The organism is Pseudomonas sp. 2822-15 (assembly GCF_002742515.1).
GTDB classification, from domain to species: domain Bacteria; phylum Pseudomonadota; class Gammaproteobacteria; order Pseudomonadales; family Pseudomonadaceae; genus Aquipseudomonas; species Aquipseudomonas salomonii.
Genome location: NZ_LJRY01000174.1, coordinates 18565 through 40010, shown reverse-complemented (window position 1 = coordinate 40010; position 21446 = coordinate 18565). Strand labels below are relative to the sequence as shown.

The window sequence follows — 21446 nt, the reverse complement described above, 5'->3', positions numbered from 1 at the left end:
TAATAAGCGAGTATTGCCAAATGTTACCCTGGGTTTTCCGGCGGCTGTCTGCGCCGCTTTTTCAGTGCGAGGCTGTATGCGAAGTTGGTTGAGCCGCTACCGTTACGTCATCCTTTTCTGGCTGTGCTTCGGCGTGTTCCGCACCTCCCTGGCCGACTGGAACCCCATCCCGTCCGGGTCGATGCGCCCGACGTTGCTTGAAGGCGATGTGGTGCTGGTCAACCGTGTGGCCTATGACCTCAAGTTGCCGCTTACGGATATATCCCTGGCCAAGCTGGATGACCCTAGACGCGGTGATGTGGTGACCTTCTCGTCACCCAAGGACGGCATGCGCTTGATCAAACGCATCGTCGGCATTCCCGGCGATACCCTGGAAATGAAAGATGAAGTGCTGTGGGTTAACGGCACGCCTGCCACCTACAGTGATGGCCAGGACATCAGTGAACCGATCGTGCCAGGCCAGACAGTACCGGGTATCAAGCTGACCGAGCTGGCGAGCAACAGTAAACGCACCATTCAGTTCATGCCCACGGTTCGGGCATTGCGAAATTTCGGCCCGGTCACCGTGCCGGCCGACAGTTACTTCATGCTGGGCGACAACCGCGATAACAGCGATGACTCGCGCTACATCGGCTTTGTGCCACGCCGCTTGTTGATCGGGCACGCGCATCATGTGCTGGCGTCAGCTGAGATACTCGATCATTGGATGCCGCGCTTGAACCGGTTCGGCGCGCCGATCCTGTAATTAGACTTTCGCGCCGAGTGCCCGAATGGCAAACACCGCGATGCTCGCCAACTGCTCGACCGTTGCACCGCCTTTGCCGGCGATTTTCATGCCGCTGAGGGTGGCCATCAGAAAGTCGCAGGCGCCCGACAGGTCGATGTCAGCGGCCAATTCCTCCCGGTCCTGGGCGTGCTTCAGGGTTTGCTCAAATGCGCGGCGCAAACGCTCGGCGCTGTGGGCCGTGAGCAGATTGATTTGCTCATCCTCCTGAACCAGGATAGGGGGTCTGGATTTTTCAGTGGGAGGATCAGAATTTTCTTATAGAGGATGCTTTTTTTTTCTCCTAGCTTGGCTGCAACCGTTCTTAGGACGAGAACACTGTTGAGTGGCTCTGTTGCTGAGAATTGAATATGACAATTTTCCTGACGACGTACGTAAAGTCTCAAAGTGAGTATTCATCGCCTGCGGATAATTCATCTTCCACGTCCGCTCCATCTTCCAGGTCGCACCAACCAGCAAGCCAAAACCTGAAGAGTCTCGCGCCGCGTGCGGCGGTAGATGATCAACAACGATTGCCCGTGCTCCCGCCCATCCAAACGCGTGGAAGCCTGGTATCACCCGGTCGATTCGGGGATCTTTCCGATGGCGCCAATCCTGTCGCCGAGAGCCGCGTGAAACGCGCACTTGTGCAGACGCCTGACAAACCTGCACACAACACACTGGGCCGGTTGGCTGGCCCCCACTCTCACTCCGCTGATGCAGATCAAACCCTTCAGGCGCAGTTGATTACGAAGATGGGCAGTGTGTCGGATTCGTTAGTGACCGTGCCCGAACGGTCTCTGATTTCTCAGCCGTTCGAAATCTACAAGCGTGTGGTGAATCAGCCCGAGGTTTTAGTTTGGTTGAGGAGCAAAGGTTTTTCCCTGGACTCGGTGACTATCGGCAAAAATAGCGTATCGGGATTGGTTACCCGCAATGGAGTGACCTCTCGTCAGACATACACGCTACAAGACACGTCTGGCTGGTGGCAGGTATCGGCGCAGGTGATGCGCGCGCTTGAGGCGCTAGACCCCACGCACAAAGGTGTGCCTTATGTGTCTATGGACAGCCGGCAAGTTTCGCGGAACGTGGCGAGCTTGTTTTATGGCGTCATGACGCCCGATACCGAGGAGCAAGCGGCTGCGCTTGTGACAAGCCTGAAGGCGGGCTGGCCTGCGCTGTCTGCAGCAGAAATACGCAATCACCGGCTCCGGCTTGAATGGTCAAAGCGCCGTATTAATGAGCTTGATGACCGAGAAAACCTCGCCGACGCTTTGGCGCGTGCGGCCGACGGCGTTGCGGACAGCACGCCTTTGTCGTTGTCAGGTATTGAGTTCAAGGTCTCTGTCACCAACCCGTTAAGAAACGACCAGGAGGCTCGCGGGCGCCTGGCCGAGCTGATTGCACTTCCTGAGATGCAAGGGGTTCTGGCGGATCTTGGGCAAACAGCGCCGGATCAGGCGTACCGTATCAGTGAAGGCCGTCTGCAAGTGCTGCAACCGATCCTCAACCAGTGGGTGGATATTCCTGTCAGTGGTCGTTGGAGCCAGTCGCTCAAAGACGCATTTGCGGCGGTTGTAGTGCTGAGTGAACAGTCGGGTCATGCGCTCTACTCAGACGATCGCCACGACCTGCGTCAGGTCGCGAGGTCGATGGGCATGGAGGCAATCGACACAGCAGGGCGGGCTCGCGCGGCTGCCAAATGGTTGCGCACCCGCTTCGCACCGACTACCCCTGTCGGCAACTATGGGAAATTACTCCCTCAGCAGTGGACTGCGGGAACCTTGTCGGCGAGTGAGAAAAGTCAGCTGGTTTCGTTGGCGACGGATCAGAAGTATGGCGCCAACACGATAGGGTTCGCATTGGGTCGTCAGATAGTCACGCAAGCCCTGCCGCAGGAAACGGCCGCCAATGCAGATCAGATTTGGGACGAGCTACTCAACACACCACAGGCCGCGCAGTGGGGGCGGGAACTTGCCCAGACGCTGGGTTGGTATAAGGGGGAGGGTGATGACGAGATCGATGTTGCGCAACGGAAAAGTCTGCTGACTGCCGCCATCATGCTCAGTGTCGATCCTGATGTTCCCGCCGCCCCTGGAAACGCCGCCGGTTATCAGTTTTACACCCCGGCCAATATGGGGCGTGAGATGGGGGCTGTACGCAAAGACTTTGAAAAACACTTGGTCGAGAAAAAGGGCGTGAGCGTGCGGGCTGCACCGTTGGTGGCTCATCTGTTCCTGGCACATGCCGCACCGGAGTTTCTGGTGAAATCGGACCAGCAGGAGTCAACAAAGCTCCCTGAGTCGCTACGCCAGCCCCCAGAAAAAATACGTATTGGCAGCCCAGCGTGGATGACGCTTAGCCTGGGCAGTGCATTGGCCGAAGTGTGGGGCGGTCCTGGAGCCAGTCGCGGCATGAGCCTCAATGAGCTCGGAGCACTGACCACTTTGGAGGCTGTCGAGCCGCAACAACAAGCGCTGAGTATAGCGCTTGGTGCCAAGCGAGTACTCGATGTAGGCATTATGACCGGGACTGTGCCCCAACGCAGTGACGGTCACTATACGCCCGCCGATTACCAGGCGGCGTCTGACGGCATTACGCGTCGTTCCGAGGCGATCGAGCAATCCGTAGTCACGCTGGGGACGGCTCCACCTACCCGTAGCAGCCTGGCCATCAAGGCGCTCAAACAGGCGTTTCCCGAGTTGACTGATAGTGAGATAGAAACGATTAAACTGAGGAAGCCCGCAACTGCACACAGCCTTATAGGTGCCGGTATAAATACGAAGTGGCCGACGTTGGTTGAGGCGTATGCCACAGGGGATCTGCATGAGAATTGGTTTGCCTTCAGTCATCCACGGATCACACAAGCGGAATTTGAATCCCGGATAAAGACACTCCCTCGTGTTGCCGATCAGGTCACGGGCGCAGTTGATCAATACCTGAGTGACGTCAAGGGTGCGATGCCCTCGCTGATGAAGATGAGTCTTGCAAACTTGCCCCTCGACGTTCGCCAGGCTATGGAATGGGGCGATGTCCAAGTCTATAGGCTACGTCGAGAAACCGGTGAGACGCAGGAGGAAGATGCTAACAAGGGCAATAAAGTGGCTCGGAATCGGGGGTGGCACGGGGTGCTGCTGCGCGTCAAATACGAGGGCAAAACTCGCTATCTCGAATTTTTTCCCACGTCCGGGACGATTATTGATCGCACGACCAGTCTGGCCGGCAAAAAATTGAACCTGAATGAGGGCGTTATTGAAGAAGATGTTGTGCCCAGATGGAAAAGCGGCACGAAGAAGCTTCGGTACCTGCGGGGCACTCAACAACCCTTTGATTTCAACGCATACCTCACGGGGGAGGCTCCTCGTGACAATGCAACCTCGAAGGTGATCATTTCCAAAGTTGGGGCTTCGGTGCCAGGTTCTGCTTCGAAAGGGGCAGGTGACAACCGCGATGAGTGGGTGCCTGACACCTTTGGCTCTGCCAAAAGCCAGGCGATTATTGACGTTATCCTTTCGGGTAATTACATCGGCAACTATAGCGGGCATCGTCAGCAACTCATTGATGATGCCAATGCAGTGCTGCCCAGCGAAGATAACGTTCGGGGCTACGTCAATCGCCTGATGAACAAAGAAAATGGTCGCGCGCTGGTGTCGATGATTTCTTTTATCGGTCCACTCGTTGACATCTACGAGGGGAATGTTAAGGACGGCTTGAAAGGCTTGGCAATTGACACGTTGCTGCTTATTGGCGCGGGAGGATTACAAGCCGCCCGTAAGGCGTGGAAGGCGATCAAATTCGCATCACGCCTGAACAAGCAGGCATTTCGTGCTTCTGTTTTAAAGGAAGGCACTGCATTGCTGCGTGGGATATTTAATCCGGGAGAGGGCTTCTTTAGTCTTCCGAGCCAGCCGAGTCGACTTATAGATTTTCTAAGACTTGCGCACAAAGGCGCTCCCGTCAGGATCGGGATGGGGGTGTATGTACCTGTTGATGTTTTCGCAAAGGCGCGCTTTGTCAGAGACACTTTTCCCACCGTATCCGAGATGCTCAGAAAGGCGAACGCCACTCCCGTGGCACCCGTACAGGGCACGGTTGACCAGGTAACGCTGAAGGCCGTCAAGGTGCAGGAAAAATGGTTTGCGATCGATCCCGATAGCGGTGTGCCCTTCGGCTCGCCCCTTCAAGGTTTCACCCCGCAAACCCCTTGATGCCAACGGCTGATTGAGTCGCTAGGCTGATTTTGATACGTTTTCAGCCCGGCGACTACTTACCTCGGCGGGTATGTCATCACCTGCCATACGCTTGCGGAACAGCGCCGTGCGCGCCAACAGCAAGGTGGTCACCGGCACTGTGATCGCCAACAAAATCGGAATCAACCAGCCGTGCAGCACTGGCCCGGACTTGAGCACCGAAAAATAGATAATCGACGCCAGTGCCACGCACCACGCGCCCAGTGTGGAGGCCAGTGCCGGAGGGTGCATGCGCTGGAAGAAGTCCTTCATGCGCAACAATCCGATCGCGCCAATCAGCGCAAACAGGCTGCTTAGCACCAGCAGCATGGCCACGATCACTTCAACCCATAGCGGCATCATTCAATCACCTCGCCACGCAGCAGGAATTTCGCCAAAGCGAATGATCCGACAAAGCCAAACAGCGCAATCAGCAGCGCCGCTTCAAAGTAGGTGTCACTGGCATAACGAATGCCGAGCACCAGCATCATCAACATCGCCAGGATGTACAGGTAGTCCAGCGCCAGAACCCGGTCTTGCGCGGACGGGCCTTTGAACAGGCGCACCAGGGTCAGCACCATCGCCAGCGAGAACAGGAACAGGCTGAGCAGGATCGCATTGGAGAGCAGGGCGCTCATTCGAAGATCTCCATCAAGGGCCGTTCATAGACGGCTTTGAAGTGCTCGATAAACGGCGCTTCATCGTCCAGATCAAACACGTGCAGCAACAGGATGCTGCGGTCCAGGGCCAGTTCCGACCACACTGTGCCAGGCGTCACGCTGGTGATCATCGACAGTACGGCCAGGCCGTTGGGGTCACGCAGGTCGAGCGGGATTTTGATAAACCGTGAACGCGGCGGGCGCGATCCGCACGTCAGTACGCCCCAGGCCACGTTCAGGTTGGACACGATCACGTCGCGCCCCACCACGAAAAACAGGCGGACGATCACGCCGGGGCGACGAATGCGCACTGGCAGCGGGCGCAGCGGCGCCATCAGCAGCGGCGCAAGGAAGCCCAGCACCGCGCCCAGCAGCACGTTGCCGGGGCTGACTGATAGGTTCAACACCAGCCACAGCACCCACAATGCCAGCGACAACCACGGAGCAGGGAACAGGCGCTTCATGGCTGCACCTCCAGCGCGGCGGCTTTGGATTCAGGGCTCAGCACCGGGCGTGTGGCCATCACCGCCATCACGTAATGCTCCGGGTTATTCAGGCTGTCGGCGGTGGCCTGGGTGTAGCGCAGCAACGGTTCGGCCTTGAAGGTCAGGAGAATGCTCAGGCCGAGCAGGAAGAAGATCGGCACGCATTCGTAGCGACGCAGCAGCGGCGATGGGCGCTCCTCCGGCGTCCAGAAGCGCTGGATGCCCAGGCGGGCGAAGGCGATCAGCGAAGCCAGGCCCGACAAGATCAACAGCGCCACCAAACCCCAGGCCGCCGGGCGGATCGGCTCATCCACCGCGTTGCCCAGGCCCATTGGGTTGACCAGCGCGCTCAACAGGCTGAGCTTGCCGATAAACCCGGACAACGGCGGCATGCCGATAATCAGCAGTGCGCAGGCGATAAAGCTCAAGCCCAGGAAGGCCATGGTCCAGGGAATCACCTGGCCGACCACGGCTTTCTGCTCGTCATCCAGGTTGACGCCGGGGCGTGGATGCAACGACTCCATGGCCTTGGGCAGCGCGTCGATTTCTTCATCCAGCGGCAGATCATTGGCCGAGCGCGAACGCTCGATCAACTCGGCCAGCAGGAACAGCGCGCTTAGCGCCAGGGTCGAGCTGACCAGATAGAACAATGCCCCGGCGGTCAGGCTTGGCTGGGCAAAGCCCACCGACGACAGCAGGATCCCGGCCGACACCAGAATGCTCAGGCTGGCCATCCGCTCCAGGCGTTGCGCCGCGACCATCGCCAGCGCCGCGCAGACGATGGTCGCCATACCGCCGTATACCAGCCAGTCGCCGCCAAACAGCGCCGACGCACCGGCTTGGCCCGAGAACAGCAAGGTCCACAACCGCAGCACGGTGTACACGCCGACTTTGGTCATGATCGCAAACATTGCCGCCACCGGCGCGCTGGCCGAGGAGTAGGCGGGTGCCAGCCAGAAGTTCAGTGGCCACATGCCGGCCTTGGCCAGGAATGCAGTGGCGAGGATCGCCGCGCCAGCATGCAGCAGGCCGCGATCGGCTTGCGGTACCAGCGGGATTTTCAGCGCCAGGTCAGCAAAGTTCAGCGTGCCGGTGACCCCGTAGATCATCGCCGCGCCAATCAGGAACAGCGACGATGCCAGCAGGTTGATCGCAATGTAATGCAGCCCCGACGACACCCGCGCGCGGCCGGAGCCGTGCAGCATCAAGCCGTAGGAGGCCGCCAGCAGCACCTCGAAGAACACGAACAGGTTGAACAGGTCCGCCGTCAGGAATGCCCCGTACAAACCCATCAGCTGGATCTGGAACAACGCATGAAAGCTGGTACCTGCACGGTCCCAGCGGGCCATGGCGAACAGCAGCGCGCTCACGCCGATAATGCCGGTGAGCACCAGCATCATCGCCGACAGTTGGTCCACCACCAGCACAATGCCGAAGGGCACCTGCCAGTTGCCCGGCAGGTACACCCCAATCGAGCCGGGCCCGCCTTTTTGTGTCCAGTACAGCAGCAGGATGGCAATGCCCAGGCCTATGACGCTGGAGAACAGGTTGATCCTGGCTTTCAACGGGCGGCGTTTTTCGCCGAGCATCAGCATCAGCGCGGCGGTCAGCAACGGCAGCAGGATCGGCGCGACGATCATTTGATTCATCCACGTCATTCCTTGGGCTCCCGGCCGTCCACATGGTCAGTGCCGGTCAGGCCCCGGGAGGCCAGCAGCACCACCAGGAACAACGCGGTCATGGCGAAGCTGATCACAATGGCCGTGAGTACCAAAGCCTGGGGCAGCGGATCGGTGTAATTGAGCAGGTCTTGCGGCACGCCGTCCTTGATGATCGGCTCTTTACCGATAAACAGGCTGCCCATGCTGAAGATGAACAGGTTGACCCCGTATGACAGCAGGCACAGGCCCATGACGACCTGGAACGTCCGTGGACGCAGGATCAGCCAGACGCCGGAGGCCGCCAGCACTCCAATGGCAATTGCGATGACTTCTTCCATCAGGCGGCTCCTTCGGTTGCGGCAACGGCTTTGGCCTGGTTGCTCGGTTTATGCGCTCGCACCGACTGGTGACCGAGGGCGGTGAGCATCAACAGCGTGGAGCCGACGACCATGGCGTACACGCCGACGTCAAAGAACAACGCGCTGGCAATGTGGATATCGCCCAGCAGCGGCAGGCTGAAGTGCCAGGTGTGGGTGGTAAGGAACGGGTACCCGACGAACAGGGCGCCGAGCCCGGTCAAGGTGGCCGAAAGCAGCCCGAAGCCCATCCAGCGCATCGGCCGCAGGCTCATCTGCGCTTCGACCCATTGGGTGCCGGCGACCATGTATTGCAGGATAAACGCCACCGACATCACCAACCCCGCGACGAAACCGCCGCCCGGCTGGTTGTGGCCACGCATGAACAGGTAGAACGACACTACCAGCGCAATCGGCAGCAGCAGGCGCACCAGCACCGCCGGCACCATCATAAAGCCCAGGGCGGTGTCGCTGGCCTGGCGCGGGTTGACCAGGTCGGTGGCCACGTCCGGCGCCAATTGGCGCTGTTGTGGCGGCAACTCCATGCTTTCTTTGGACGGGCGGAAGCGGCGCAGCAGGGCGTAGACGGTCAGCGCCACGGCGCCGAGCACGGTGATTTCGCCCAAGGTATCAAAGCCCCGGAAGTCCACCAGCATCACGTTCACCACATTGCTGCCGCCGCCTTCGGGCAAGGCGCGGCTCAGGTAAAACGAGGAGATGTCGTTGGGTGTCTGGCGGGTCAGCATCGCGTAGGAGAGCAGCGCCATGCCGCCACCGACCACGGTGGAGAGCAGGAAGTCGCGCAGGCGGCGGATGCGCGCCTTGCGCAGTGAGCTCGGCAGTGGCGAGACTTCTTCGATCCGCCGTGGCAACCAGCGCAGGCCCAGCAAAATCAGCACGGTGGTGACCACTTCGACCACCAGTTGCGTCAGGGCCAGGTCCGGCGCCGAGAACCATACGAAGGTCACGCAGGTGACCATGCCGCACACACTGACCATGGTCAGGGCTGCCAGCCGGTGGTACTTGGCTTGCCAGGCGGCGCCCAGCGCACAGGCGATGGCCAGCACCCACAGGGTCACGAACACGATGGAACCGGGGATCTTCGGCCGGTCGCCCCAGCTGAGGCCGCTGTTGAGCATCGGGATCAACCCGGCAACCACCGCCGCCAGCACCAGCAGGAACAATTGGGTTTGCAGGCGTTTGGTGCTGATGCGTTTTTCGATACGGCGCACGCCGCGCATCATCACCACCAAGCTGCGCTCGAACATGCGCTTGCCGTTGAAGTAACTGATGATCGGCGGGTATTTGAAACGGCCACGCTTGAGCTGTTTGCGCAGCAGCAGGTACAGCACGATGCCGCCGGACATGGCCACCAGGCTCATGATCATCGGCGCATTCCAGCCGTGCCAGATGGCCAGGCTGTATTGGGGCAGTACCCCGCCGACCACCGGCAGTGCGGCGGCGGCGAGGATCGAACCGACCACCTGGGCCGGGAAGATGCCCACCAGCAGGCAGGTAAACACCAACAACTCGACTGGCGCGCGCATCCAGCGCGGTGGCTCATGGGGTGTGTGGGGCAGGTCGGTCGCGGGCGGGCCGAAGAACACATCGACGGTAAAGCGCAGGGCATAGGCCACGCTGAATGTACCGGCGATGGTCGCGATCAGCGGCAGGGCGATTTCTACCCACTGTGTCGCCGAGATAAACACGGTTTCAGCGAAGAACATCTCTTTGGACAGGAAGCCATTGAGCAACGGCACACCGGCCATGGACGCACTGGCCACCATCGCCAGGGTCGCGGTAAACGGGATAAGCCGTACCAGGCCACTGAGCTTGCGGATATCCCGCGTACCGCTTTCGTGGTCGATGATGCCGGCGGCCATGAACAGCGAGGCCTTGAACGTGGCGTGGTTGAGGATATGGAACACCGCAGCAACGGCGGCCAGCGGGCTGTTGAGGCCCAGCAGCAAGGTGATCAGCCCCAGGTGGCTGATGGTGGAATAGGCCAGCAGGCCCTTGAGATCATTCTGGAACATGGCGCAGTAAGCGCCGAGGAGGAGGGTGAGTGCGCCGGCACCGCCGACGATCCAGAACCATTCTTCGCTGCCGGACAGCGACGGCCACAGGCGGGCCAGCAGGAACACGCCGGCCTTCACCATCGTCGCCGAGTGCAGGTAGGCCGATACCGGTGTCGGTGCCGCCATGGCGTGGGGCAGCCAGAAGTGGAAAGGGAACTGCGCGCTCTTGCTCAAGGCGCCGATCAGCACCAGCGCGAGCATCACCGGGTACAGCGAATGCGCGCGAATCTGATCGCCTGCCGCCAGCACCCGATCCAGGTCATAGCTGCCGACGATATGCCCCAGCAGCATCACGCCTGCCAGCAGGCACAAACCGCCGGCGCCGGTGACCATCAGCGCCATATAGGCGCCGCGCCTGGCATCGGCGCGGTGGTGCCAATAGCCGATCAGCAGGAACGAGAACAGGCTGGTCAGTTCCCAGAAGAACACGATCTGGATCAGGTTGCCGGAGATCACCAGCCCGAGCATGGCGCCCATGAAGGCCAGGAAAAACGCAAAGAAGCGTGGCACCGGGTCATCCGGCGACATGTAGTAGCGCGCATACAGCGCCACCAACGTGCCGATGCCCAGCACCAGCATCGAGAACAGCCAGGCAAACCCGTCCATGCGCAGCACGAAGTTGAGCCCGAGGCTGGGCAACCACATGAATTCTTCGCGGATCACGCCACCGTGGGCGATCTGAGGGTAGAGCAAAGCGACTTGAATGGTGCCGACCAGAGCTACAAGGCCAGCCAACAGGGATTCGGTATTACGTGCATTATGCGGCAGCAAGGCCGCCAGACAGCTGCCGATAAAAGGCAGAAGCAGTAGAACTATCAGGGACATAGGCTTCTAATCTGCGGGAGTTTGGGATGCATCATACGTGCCGCTTTCTCGATCACCAAACGGCAAGATGTGGCAGGATCCTACAAGGTAGGCCGAAACCTCCCATTTGGCCTTGTTTCGAACCGGATCGTTCCCACGCTCTGCGTGGGAATGCCACCCTGGACGCTCCGCGTCCAAACAGCCTATGCAGCCGAGAGCCTTGCGCAAAAGTGACGCGGAGCGTCACAGGATGCATGCCCACGCAGAGCGTGGGAACGATCGGGTCAGGGGGCTTCTTGTTCCAGTTCGATTGATTTTTCAGCTTCTCGCTGATTGCGTGTCTTCATCTCACTCACAATCACCGCTGCCACAATCAACGCCGCGCCGACCATCGCAATCGGCGGAAAACGCTCCCCGGCAATCCGCCCGATCACTCCGGCCCACACCGGCTCACCGGCATAGATCAACGTGGCCCGGGTGGGCGAAACACTCTGCTGCGCCCAGTTCATCGCCACCTGGATCACCGCGCTGGTCAAGCCCAGGCCCACCGCACTGAAGACCAGCAACCACGAGAACCCCGGCAAGGCTTCACCCATCGGCACCACCATCAGGAACGATAGCAACGATGCCGTGGCCAGTTGCACCACGGTCACTCGCCGTACATCCACCTGCCCGGCATAGGCACCAATGAGGATAATTTCGGCCGCCACTGCGATTGCGCAGATCAGCGTGGCAATCTCACCGGGGCTGAAGTTGAGAGAGGCACCCGTCGGGCCTGTGAGCAGCATCAACCCGGTAAACGCCAGCATGATGCCAATGCTCGGCATCAGGCCTGGGCGACGCCCCAGCACCAGCCACTGCAACAGCGGTACGCAAGGCACATAAAGCGCTGTGATGAACGCCGATTGGCTGCTTGGGATGGTCTGCAAACCGATCGTCTGCATGCCGTAACCGAGCATGATCGAAGCGCCGATGAAGGCGCCGGCCTTTAATTCAAACAAGGTCAGGCCACCCAAGGTGCGCAACGAAAAGAACCCCACCACAATGGCCGCCGCCGCAAACCGCAGGCCCACGAAAAACATTGGCCCGCTGACGGTCAGGGCGTGTTGCACCAGCAAAAACGTGCCGCCCCAGATCATGGTGATCACCACCAGGATGCATTCGGCTTTGCTGAAACGGTTGAAACGTGGGGAGGCGTTCGGGGCGGTCATGGCGGCTCGGTCTTGCAAGGGAAAGGCACGGACCGCACAATGCGCCGCACGCTGGGCAGTATACTGCGCACACCCACCCACTGAGCAATATAGTGCACAAAGAAAATCCACAACGGGCCTCGGTCCTCCAACACGTCAGCCAGAACGTCCGTCGCCTGCGGCACGCTGCTGATCTGAGCCAGACCGCACTTTCGGAAAAGTCCGGGGTCAGCCGGCGCATGCTGGTGGCCATCGAGGCGGGCGAGAAGAATGTCAGCCTGTCTACGCTGGACCGCGTCGCCGAAGCCTTGGACGTGGCCTTCAGCGACCTTATCCAGGCCCCGGATGCCGGTGATCACAGCCGTATCAACGAGTTGGCCTGGGCCGGTGAAATCCCCGGCAGTAAAGCCGTGTTGCTGGCCAAGGCCACGGCGCGGCGTGAAGTCGAGTTGTGGGAGATGCACCTGGAACCGGGTGATCGCTACAGCCCCGATCCCGACCCGGACGGCTGGAGCGTGCAGTTGTTCGTGTTCGAAGGCTGCCTGACCTTGCTGGTGGGCGAGGAAGAAAAACACGTGGCGGCCGGTGAGTTCTACATGTTCGCCAGCCGCAACGTGCACGGCTATCGCAATGACGGCGACGTGGCCGTGCGATTTGTGCGCAACGTGGTGATCTAACTGTTGGCCCTGCAACAGTGGATGCACACTTTGCTGGTTTGAAACCCGCGCAACAGCCTCTGGAAACCAGCAACCGCCTGATTTTATTGCTGATTAAATTCAGGCACGACTCCTGCAATTGCTCCGTTATCCCATCGGAGCCTGGAGTCGGCCCATGTCAGCCCACCCTCAACAACCTGCCCATATCATCCGTTCGGATGCCGAAGCCATTGAAGTCGCCACGCGTTTGGCCGCGCGGTTTGCCGTAGACGCCAGCGTGCGCGACCGCGAGCGGCGCCTGCCGGTAGCTGAACTGGATGAATTCTCGGCCAGTGGCCTCTGGGGTATCACCGTTCCCAAAGCCTACGGCGGCGCCGAGGTGTCTTATGTAACGGTGGCCGAGGTGATCAAGTTGATCTCCGCCGCCGACCCGTCGCTGGGGCAAATCCCGCAAAACCATTTGGGCGTGGTGGACATCCTGCTGCAAACGGCCAGCGAGGAACAAAAGCGTCACTATTTCGGCAAGGTCCTGGCCGGCTATCGTTTCGGTAACGCCTTTTCTGAAGCCAAGAGCAAAAACGCCGGCACCTTCGACACTCAGATTCGTTTTGACGGCGATACCGCCTCAATCAACGGCGAGAAGTTCTACTGCACCGGCGCGCTGTTCGCCCACCTGGTGCCCACGGTCGGCAACAACGAGAACGGCCAGGCGTTTATTGCCTTTGTCGAACGCGATGCGCCGGGCCTCAGCGTGATTGATAGCTGGGATGGCTTCGGCCAGCGCACTACCGCCAGTGGCGGCGTGACCCTCGACGGCGTCAGGGTGCCGCGCAATGCAGTGATCCCGGCCCATCAGGCTTTCGACCAGCCCACCGCCAACGGCCCGATCTCGCAGATTATCCAGGCCGCCGTCGACACCGGCATCGCCCTGGGCGCCCTCGAACACGCGAAAATCTATGCCCGCCAGGCGCGGCCCTGGATCGACAGCCAACAGGATCACGGCTGGCAAGACCCCTTCACCATCGCTGCCATCGGCGACCTGCAATGGCGCGTGCACGGCACCGAAGCGATCCTCGCCAAGGCCGGCAAGGCCGTCGACCTGGCCCTGGCCGAGCCCAACGAAGACACAGTCGCCAACGCCTCGCTGGTGGTCGCCCAGGCCAAAGTGCTGTCGGCCGAAACCGCCTTGCTCGCCAGCAGCAAACTGTTCGAACTGGCCGGTACCCGCTCGGTCACCGGCAAGCACAACCTCGACCGCTTCTGGCGCAACGCGCGCACCCACACCCTGCACGACCCGGCCCGCTGGAAATACCACCTGATCGGTAACTTCGTGCTCAACGGCGTGAAGCCTGCGCGCCACGCCTGGAACTGAGGAGCCTTACCCATGACCGCTCTGAATCAAGCGCGCCAACTGTTGGAAAGCACCCGGCGTTTTGTGCAAACCAGCGATGACCCTTACGTGATCAGCCGCTTTGGCGACCTGCAGATCCGCGTCGACGTGGCTGCGGCCTTGTTTGAACGCGCCGAAACCCACCCAAGCCCGGTGGCGTTGACCGAAGCGCAAATCGCCGCCGCCGAAGCCCTGATTGCCGCCAGCAATGCCGAATTTGAACTCACCGGCCAACGCACTGCACTGGCGTCGAGCCTCGAAGACCCACTGCGCCACAAATACCAGATCGTCGGCAACTACCACCTCAACGGAGTGCTTTGATGTCCCGTGAAATCCGCTTGAATGCCTTCGACATGAACTGTGTCGGCCACCAATCTCCGGGCCTGTGGGCGCACCCGCGTGACCGTTCGTGGCAGTACAAAGACCTGGAATACTGGACGGACCTCGCCAAAATTCTTGAGCGTGGCAAATTTGACGGGCTGTTTATCGCCGACGTGCTGGGCATCTATGACGTGTACAACGGCAATGGCGACGCCGCGATTCGCCAGGCGGCACAAGTGCCGGTCAACGACCCGCTGTCGCTGATCGCGCCGATGGCGCTGGTCACTGAGCACCTGGGTTTTGGCCTGACCGCTTCGTTGTCGTTTGAGCATCCGTATCCGTTTGCCCGCAGGCTTTCGACCCTCGACCACCTGACCAAAGGCCGGGTCGGCTGGAACATCGTCACTTCTTACCTGGAGAGCGGCGCCAAGAACCTCGGCCAGAAAGCCCAGACCGAACACGATGCGCGCTACGACTACGCCGAGGAATACCTGGAGGTTTGCTACAAACTGTGGGAAGGCAGCTGGGAAGAGGGCGCCGTGCTGCGTGATCGCGAGCGGCGCATTTTCAGCGACCCGAGCAAAATCCACGAGATTCGCCACGTCGGCAAGCACTTCCAGGTGCCCGGCATTCACCTGTGCGAGCCATCGCCACAGCGCACGCCAGTGCTGTACCAGGCTGGCGCCTCCAGCCGTGGCAAGCAGTTCGCCGCCGAACAGGCCGAGTGCGTGTTCGTGGCCGCGCCGTCCAAGGTGCTGCTGAAAAAAACCGTGGCCGACATCCGCCGTCGCGCCGCCGAGGCCGGGCGTGATCCGAAGAAAATCCTGATCTTCAACCTGCAGACGGTGATCGTCGGCGAGACCGATGCCAAGGCCAAAGCCAAGTTTGACGAATACAAGTCCTACGTCAGCTACGAGGGCGCAATGGCGCTGATCTCCGGCTGGACCGGCATCGACTTCAGCCAGTTCAAGCCCGATGAGCCGCTCAAGCATGTACACACCAACGCGATTCAATCAGCGGTGGAAGCCTTCTCCACGGCGGACCCGAACAAGGTCTGGACGCCGAATGAACTGGCCGACTGGGTCGGCATCGGCGGCTTTGGCCCGTTGTTTGTCGGCGGCCCGCAAACCGTGGCCGACCTGTTGCAGGAGTGGGTCGAAGAGACCGACGTGGACGGCTTCAACCTGGCTTACGCGCTGACCCACGAGACCTTTATCGACGCCGTGGACCTGCTCGTGCCGGAGCTGCAAAAACGCGGCGTCTACAAGACCGAGTACGCCCAGGGCACCTTGCGCGAAAAGCTGTTCGGCGACGGTGCGCGGCTGGCGCCAAACCACCCGGGTGCCGGCTACCGCGACCTCAAAGCCTCCACTCTTTAACTGAAACACCCCGGTCAATGTGGGAGCTGGCTTGCCTGCGAAAGCGGTGGGTCAGCCAGAAATGAGCCAACTGACGCGCCGCGATAGCAGGCAAGCCAGTTCCCACAGTTGATGGGTATTGATCCACATAACCCGGCCAGCGGACCACCGCACCGTTAACTGAAACACCTCGGTCACTGTGGGAGCTGGCTTGCCTGCGAAAGTGGTGGGTCAGCCAGAAATGAGCCAACTGACGCGCCGCGATAGCAGGCAAGCCAGTTCCCACAGTTGATTGGTATTGATCCACATAACCTGGCCAGCGGACCACCGCACCGTTAACTGAAACACCTCGGTCAATGTGGGAGCTGGCTTGCCTGCGAAAGCGGTGGGTCAGCTGGGAATGAGTCAACTGACGCGCCGCCATCGCAGGCAAGCCAGCTCCCACAGTTGATCGGTGTTGATCCACAATAACCCGGCCAGCGGACCACCGCACGCACACTACTTGAATAGGAGCATTACCCCTATGAGCGTGCACGAAATCAAGCGTTCGCAGGCGCTGGAATGGCCCGCCGAACTGCTCGGCAACCTGCCCAAAGCCCAGGAACAATTGCAGCACTGGGCGCAGATCACGCCACTGCACATTGCCCTGCGCCACAAGCGCCAGGGGCAGTGGTATGCCTGGCGCTGGATCGACGTGTTGCGCGACGTCGAGCGCCTGGCCGACGGTTTGCGTCAGCAGGGTTTCAGCGCGCGGTCACGCTTGGCCTTGAGCGGCACCTTCGAGCCTGACCTGCTGCTGTTGGCGCTGGCCGCGCAGTCTGTCGGCGGGCAGGTGTTGACCCTGGCCGATGACCTGGAGCCAGAAGCCCTGCACCAACAGCTATGGCGCATTCACCCCAGCCATTCGTATGCCCAGGGGCGGCAGCAGGTGCGGCATTGGCAGTCCGCCAACCCGTTGGATTTCACCCAGTTGCTCGGCCCGGTCGACCCGGCGCAGCACCTGCAGCGCTGGTGGCAACCGAGCGGTGAAACCGTGTTGTGGAGCGAGGAGGGCACCCACTGGCGAGGCGGCCTGGCGGTGGTGCTGGAGCAATGGTTGAACAGCGGCCACGGCCTGGCATTTCCGGAAAACCTGGCCTCGGCCCGTCGCGATCGCAATGAGGTCGCGCCCACCGGCCTGTTGCTTTCGCCCGAGCGTTTACAGCACCTGGCCGACGATATCGAAACCCGCCTGGCGCCCCACGGCACCTGGCGCCGACGCTTGTGTGACTGGGCCATCGCTCACCCACAAAGCGGCCTGCGGCGCCTGCTGAAAAATCGTGTACGCAGGCTGCTGGGCTTTCAACGGCTGACCTATATCTGGCAGCCAGCCAGCACGCCAAAAAACAGCAGCGATCCCGTGTGGCTGGCTGAATTCAAACGGGACATCGCATGAGCCAGACCATTCTTCAGGTGCGCGATATCTCGCTGTCATTCAAAGGCGTCAAGGCCATCAATGCCTTGTCCTTTGAGGTACAGCGCGGCGAAATCTGCGCGCTGATCGGCCCCAACGGCGCCGGCAAAAGTTCGCTGCTCAATGTGCTCAATGGTGTGTACCGCTTCGATGCCGGTGAGATTGTGTTTGAGCAACAACACTTCCACCGCATCGACCCTTTGGGCGCGGCGCGTCGAGGTATCGGGCGGACTTTTCAGAACAACGCACTGTTCAAGAAAATGAGCGTGCTCGACAACATCCTCACCGGCCTGTCACGGCATACGCGCACCAGCTTTATCGAGCAGGCCCTGGGCTTGCCGCGCGCCTGCCGGGAGGCCGAAGCCTTTCGCCTGCGCGGCCAAGGCATCCTCGAGTTTCTCGAACTGCAAGCGCACCGCGATGTGCTGGTGGGCAACCTCTCCTACGGCTTGCAAAAGCGCGTCGAGTTGGGCCGCGCGCTGATCGCCGGGCCCAGCCTGTTGCTGCTGGACGAACCCATGGCCGGCATGAACGCCGAGGAAAAACAGGAAATGGCGCGCTTCGTCGCCGACGTCAACCGTGACCTCGGCACCACCGTGGTGTTGATCGAACACGACATCGGCGTGGTGATGGGCCTCTCCCACCACGTGGTGGTACTCGACTACGGGCGCAAAGTCGGCGACGGCACACCTGCGCAGGTGCAGGCCGACCCCGAGGTGATCGCGGCGTACCTGGGAGTCGCACACTGATGACGTTCTTCTTTGAAACCCTGATCGGCGGCCTGCTCGCCGGCACCATGTATTCGCTGGTCGCCATCGGCTTCGTGCTGATCTACAAGGCCAGCGGCGTGTTCAATTTCGCCCAGGGCTCGATGCTGCTGTTTGCCGCGCTGACCTTCGTCAGCCTGCATGACCAGGGCGTGCCCTTTGCCCTGGCGTTGCTGCTGACGGTAATCGTGATGATCATCGGCGCCTTGCTCATCGAACGGCTGGTACTGCGCCCGCTGGTGAACCGTTCGCAGATCACCCTGTTCATGGCCACCTTGGGCCTGTCGTTCATCATCGAAGGCCTGGCCCAAGGGCTGATGGGCTCGCAAGTGCGTGCGCTGGACCTGGGCATCGACGACGTGCCGCTGTTTGTCGGCCCGCTGATGCTCAGCCAGTTTGATCTGATCGCCGCGGCGGCTGCGGTGGTGCTGGTAACCGTGCTGGCGCTGCTGTTCAACAAGACTCGCATCGGCGTGTCGTTGCGTGCAGTCGCGGATGACACCACGGCGGCGCTGTCCATCGGCATCAACCTCAACCGCATCTGGCAGATCGTCTGGGCCGTGGCCGGCATTGTCGGGCTGGTGGCCGGGTTGCTGTGGGGCGCGCGCCAGGGCGTGCAGTTTTCCCTTTCGCTGGTGGTGCTCAAGGCCTTGCCGGTGTTGATCATCGGCGGCTTTACCTCGATTGGCGGAGCGATTGTCGGCGGGCTGATTGTCGGCGCGGCAGAGAACCTCGCCGAGGTGTATATCGGCCCGCTGATCGGCGGCGGCATCACGCCGTGGTTCGCTTATGTATTGGCCCTGGCCTTCCTGTATATCCGTCCCGCCGGCCTGTTCGGCGAGCGCGCCATCGAGCGAGTCTGAAACCATGTCGATACCCGTTGTTCAAGAAACCGCGCCGTTATTACTGACTCAGCGGCGCTTGCCCTGGGGCCTGATCGGCTTATTGGCAGTGGCCTTTATCGGCGTGCCGCTGTGGGGCAATGACTATTGGCTCAACGCGATCCTGATCCCGTTTCTGGTGCTGTCGCTGGCCGGTCTGGGCCTGAATTTGCTCACCGGCTATACCGGCCAGACCTCCGTGGGCGCCGCGGGTTTTATGGCCGTTGGCGCGTTTGCCACCTACGGTTTTCTGTTGCGTCTGCCCGAGCTGGGCCTGCCGGTGGCGCTGCTCGGCGGTGGGGTTATCAGTGCGCTGGTTGGGCTGTTATTTGGTTTGCCCAGCTCGCGGATCAAAGGCTTCTACTTGATGGTCACCACCCTGGCGGCGCAGTTCTTTCTGGAGTGGCTGTTCGTCAAATTCCCCTGGTTCTACAACTACGGCTCCTCCGGGACCATTTCCGCGCCGAAGCTTGCGCTGTTCGGCCATGACCTCAATACACCGCTGGGCCGTTACTGGCTGACGTTGGTCACGGTGCTGCTGTTGACCTGGACCGCCATCAATCTGGTGCGCAGCCAGGTCGGCCGTAACTGGATGGCGATTCGCGACATGGACACCGCCGCCGCCGTGGTCGGCATTCCGGTGGTGCGCTACAAGCGCCTGGCCTTCGCGGTCAGCTCGTTCTACTTAGGCATCGCCGGCGCGTTGTGGGCCTTTGCCTACCTGGGCACGGCCAGCGCCAGCAGCTTCGATATCAACCGCTCGTTCCAGATCCTGTTCATCATCATTATCGGCGGCATGGGCAGCATTGCCGGCAACTTTGTCGGTGCGGCATTTATCAGTTTGCTGCCGATTTTTCTCAGCCACGCCGGGCAGGCGCTGTTCGGTGGCTCGGTGGATGCGGGGCAGTTGCAGAACCTGCAGAAAATCATTTTTGGCGTGTTGATCATCGTGTTCCTGATCAAGGAACCCGAAGGCTTGATTCGCCTGTTGCACAACCTGCGTGACCGTCTGCGGCAATGGCCGCTGCGTTTCTGACCTTTATGAGAACTCCCATGCGTACATCCTTGAAACGTTCCCTTGTCGGCGCCGCTTTTGCGTTGGCAGCTTTGTCCGGCGCTATGCCCCAGGCGATCGCCGCGCCCGACCAGCAATTTATACCGCTGGCCACCTACCGCGTCGGCGCCTATGCCTCCAGCGGCGTGCAGGTGTGGGCCGGGATGATCGACTACCTGCGTTACATCAACGAAGTCGAAGGCGGCATCAACGGCGTCAAACTGGTGTGGCAGGAATGCGAAACCGAATGGACGGCAGAGAAGGGCATCGAGTGCTACGAGCGCTTCAAGAATGGCCTGGATGGCGCGCCGGTCGCGGTCTACCAGCCTAACGGCGCACCGGCGGCCTATGCGTTGAGCGAGCGCGCGGAAGTCGACAAGATTCCGTTGATCACCCTCGGTTACGGCCGCACCGAAGCCACCGACGGCACGGTGTTCCCCTATAACTTTCCGGTGATGCTGACCTTCTACAGCGAAGCGTCCACGCTGGTGAATTACATTGCCCAGCGTGAAGGCGGCTTCGACAAGCTCAAGGGCAAGAAGATCGCCACGGTCTATCACGACTCGGCTTACGGCCGCGAAACCCTCGGCCCGTTGAAATTATTGGCCGAGAAATACGGCTTTGAAAATATCCAGATTCCGGTGGCCGACCCGGGCAACGAGCAGTCGGCGCAATGGCGCCAGGTGCGTCAGGCCAACCCGGACTGGGTGTTTTTGCGTACCTGGGGTGTGTCCACGCCGGTGGCGGTGAAGACCGCTGCGCGCTTTGGCTTCCCGGTTGACCATATCATCGGCGATATCTGGGCCAGTTCCAGCGAAGACGTACTGCCCGCAGGCGCCGCCGCCAAAGGTTACCTGGCGCTCACGCCTTACCCGGCAGGCGCCGATTTCGAAATCCACAAACGCCTTAAACAGTACATCCTCGACAAAGGCCACAGCGACCTCAAGGACCTGAAAAACTTTGGCAGCGTCTACTACAACTCGGGCCTGGTAAACGCTGCCGTGGCGGTGGAAGCGATTCGCACTGCCCAGGCCAAGTTCGGCAAGCGCCCGCTCAATGGCGAGGAAGGCCGTTGGGGCCTGGAGCACTTGAATATCGATGATGCGCGTCTTAAAGACATGGGTTATCTGGGCCTGATGCAGAACCTCAAGCTGTCGTGCCGCGACCATGAAGGCGGCGGCTCGGCGCGTGTGCAGCAGTGGGACGGCGCCAGCTGGACGCTGATCAGCGACTGGATCGCCGCCGACCATGCGCTGCTGCGCCCGCTGATCGATGAAAAGTCCGCCGCGTTCGCCAAGGAAAAAGGCCTCACGCCGCGTACCTGCACCGGGGATGAATAAG

Annotated in this window: 19 protein-coding genes; 11 read left to right on the top strand and 8 right to left on the bottom strand. The window is 60.8% G+C overall.

Annotation, left to right across the window (positions count from 1 at the left end; translation table 11 throughout):
• The first annotated feature begins 76 nt into the window (after positions 1-76).
• Positions 77-745, top strand: coding sequence for a signal peptidase I (gene lepB, locus AOA59_RS09065; protein WP_099486942.1), 669 nt, complete (start codon positions 77-79; stop codon positions 743-745).
• On the opposite strand, the gene AOA59_RS09060 is transcribed toward lepB, so the two are convergent.
• Entirely contained in the window at positions 746-946 is a 201-nt protein-coding gene (locus tag AOA59_RS09060; RefSeq protein WP_256593038.1) for a hypothetical protein, read from the bottom strand.
• A gap of 449 nt (positions 947-1395) precedes the next feature.
• On the opposite strand from AOA59_RS09060, the gene AOA59_RS09055 reads away from it, so the two are divergent.
• Complete coding sequence (locus tag AOA59_RS09055; RefSeq protein WP_143522768.1) at positions 1396-4971, top strand: hypothetical protein; 3576 nt, start codon at positions 1396-1398, stop codon at positions 4969-4971.
• Between the two features lie 21 nt (positions 4972-4992).
• On the opposite strand, the gene AOA59_RS09050 is transcribed toward AOA59_RS09055, so the two are convergent.
• From AOA59_RS09050 to AOA59_RS09020, 7 genes are all read right to left on the bottom strand, one after another.
• Positions 4993-5355, bottom strand: a complete 363-nt coding sequence (locus AOA59_RS09050) for a Na+/H+ antiporter subunit G (RefSeq protein WP_065931052.1) — start codon at positions 5353-5355, stop codon at positions 4993-4995.
• The gene (locus tag AOA59_RS09045; RefSeq protein ID WP_038846025.1) at positions 5352-5630 is read right to left on the bottom strand and encodes a K+/H+ antiporter subunit F; all 279 of its coding nucleotides are present in this window, start codon (positions 5628-5630) and stop codon (positions 5352-5354) included. Before AOA59_RS09045 ends, AOA59_RS09050 begins: the two co-directional genes overlap by 4 nt.
• Entirely contained in the window at positions 5627-6115 is a 489-nt protein-coding gene (locus AOA59_RS09040) for a Na+/H+ antiporter subunit E (RefSeq protein ID WP_099486938.1), read from the bottom strand. The genes AOA59_RS09045 and AOA59_RS09040 overlap by 4 nt, the downstream gene beginning before the upstream one ends.
• Positions 6112-7794, bottom strand: a complete 1683-nt coding sequence (locus AOA59_RS09035) for a monovalent cation/H+ antiporter subunit D (RefSeq protein ID WP_065931050.1) — start codon at positions 7792-7794, stop codon at positions 6112-6114. Before AOA59_RS09035 ends, AOA59_RS09040 begins: the two co-directional genes overlap by 4 nt.
• Positions 7791-8135 carry a Na+/H+ antiporter subunit C gene (locus AOA59_RS09030; protein WP_003192163.1) on the bottom strand — a complete coding sequence of 115 codons (345 nt, stop codon included), beginning with the start codon at positions 8133-8135 and terminating at the stop codon, positions 7791-7793. The genes AOA59_RS09035 and AOA59_RS09030 overlap by 4 nt, the downstream gene beginning before the upstream one ends.
• Positions 8135-11056, bottom strand: a complete 2922-nt coding sequence (locus AOA59_RS09025) for a monovalent cation/H+ antiporter subunit A (protein ID WP_099486937.1) — start codon at positions 11054-11056, stop codon at positions 8135-8137. The genes AOA59_RS09030 and AOA59_RS09025 overlap by 1 nt, the downstream gene beginning before the upstream one ends.
• A 263-nt stretch (positions 11057-11319) precedes the next feature.
• The gene (locus AOA59_RS09020; protein ID WP_099486935.1) at positions 11320-12246 is read right to left on the bottom strand and encodes a DMT family transporter; all 927 of its coding nucleotides are present in this window, start codon (positions 12244-12246) and stop codon (positions 11320-11322) included.
• A 92-nt stretch (positions 12247-12338) separates the two neighbouring features.
• On the opposite strand from AOA59_RS09020, the gene AOA59_RS09015 reads away from it, so the two are divergent.
• The 9 genes from AOA59_RS09015 to AOA59_RS08975 all read left to right on the top strand — a co-directional run bounded on the left by AOA59_RS09015 (position 12339) and on the right by AOA59_RS08975 (position 21445).
• A complete protein-coding gene (locus AOA59_RS09015; RefSeq protein WP_099486933.1) occupies positions 12339-12902 on the top strand; it encodes a helix-turn-helix domain-containing protein in 564 nt (187 codons plus the stop codon).
• Positions 12903-13056: 154 nt separating this feature from the next.
• Positions 13057-14253, top strand: a complete 1197-nt coding sequence (locus AOA59_RS09010; protein WP_099486931.1) for an SfnB family sulfur acquisition oxidoreductase — start codon at positions 13057-13059, stop codon at positions 14251-14253.
• 12 nt (positions 14254-14265) lie between these two features.
• Positions 14266-14592 carry an acyl-CoA dehydrogenase gene (locus AOA59_RS09005; protein WP_069788260.1) on the top strand — a complete coding sequence of 109 codons (327 nt, stop codon included), beginning with the start codon at positions 14266-14268 and terminating at the stop codon, positions 14590-14592.
• Positions 14592-15971, top strand: coding sequence for an LLM class flavin-dependent oxidoreductase (locus AOA59_RS09000; RefSeq protein ID WP_065931044.1), 1380 nt, complete (start codon positions 14592-14594; stop codon positions 15969-15971). The genes AOA59_RS09005 and AOA59_RS09000 overlap by 1 nt, the downstream gene beginning before the upstream one ends.
• A gap of 502 nt (positions 15972-16473) precedes the next feature.
• Positions 16474-17385, top strand: a complete 912-nt coding sequence (locus AOA59_RS08995; protein ID WP_099486929.1) for an AMP-binding protein — start codon at positions 16474-16476, stop codon at positions 17383-17385.
• Positions 17382-18152: an ABC transporter ATP-binding protein gene (locus AOA59_RS08990; RefSeq protein ID WP_099486927.1), complete on the top strand. Its 771-nt coding sequence runs from the start codon at positions 17382-17384 to the stop codon at positions 18150-18152. Before AOA59_RS08995 ends, AOA59_RS08990 begins: the two co-directional genes overlap by 4 nt.
• The gene (locus AOA59_RS08985; RefSeq protein ID WP_099486925.1) at positions 18152-19033 is read left to right on the top strand and encodes a branched-chain amino acid ABC transporter permease; all 882 of its coding nucleotides are present in this window, start codon (positions 18152-18154) and stop codon (positions 19031-19033) included. The genes AOA59_RS08990 and AOA59_RS08985 overlap by 1 nt, the downstream gene beginning before the upstream one ends.
• Before the next feature lie 4 nt (positions 19034-19037).
• Positions 19038-20087: a branched-chain amino acid ABC transporter permease gene (locus AOA59_RS08980; RefSeq protein WP_065931040.1), complete on the top strand. Its 1050-nt coding sequence runs from the start codon at positions 19038-19040 to the stop codon at positions 20085-20087.
• Positions 20088-20104: 17 nt separating this feature from the next.
• On the top strand, positions 20105-21445 hold the full coding sequence (locus AOA59_RS08975) for an ABC transporter substrate-binding protein (RefSeq protein ID WP_099486923.1): 1341 nt from the start codon (positions 20105-20107) through the stop codon (positions 21443-21445).
• Position 21446: the final 1 nt, after the last annotated feature.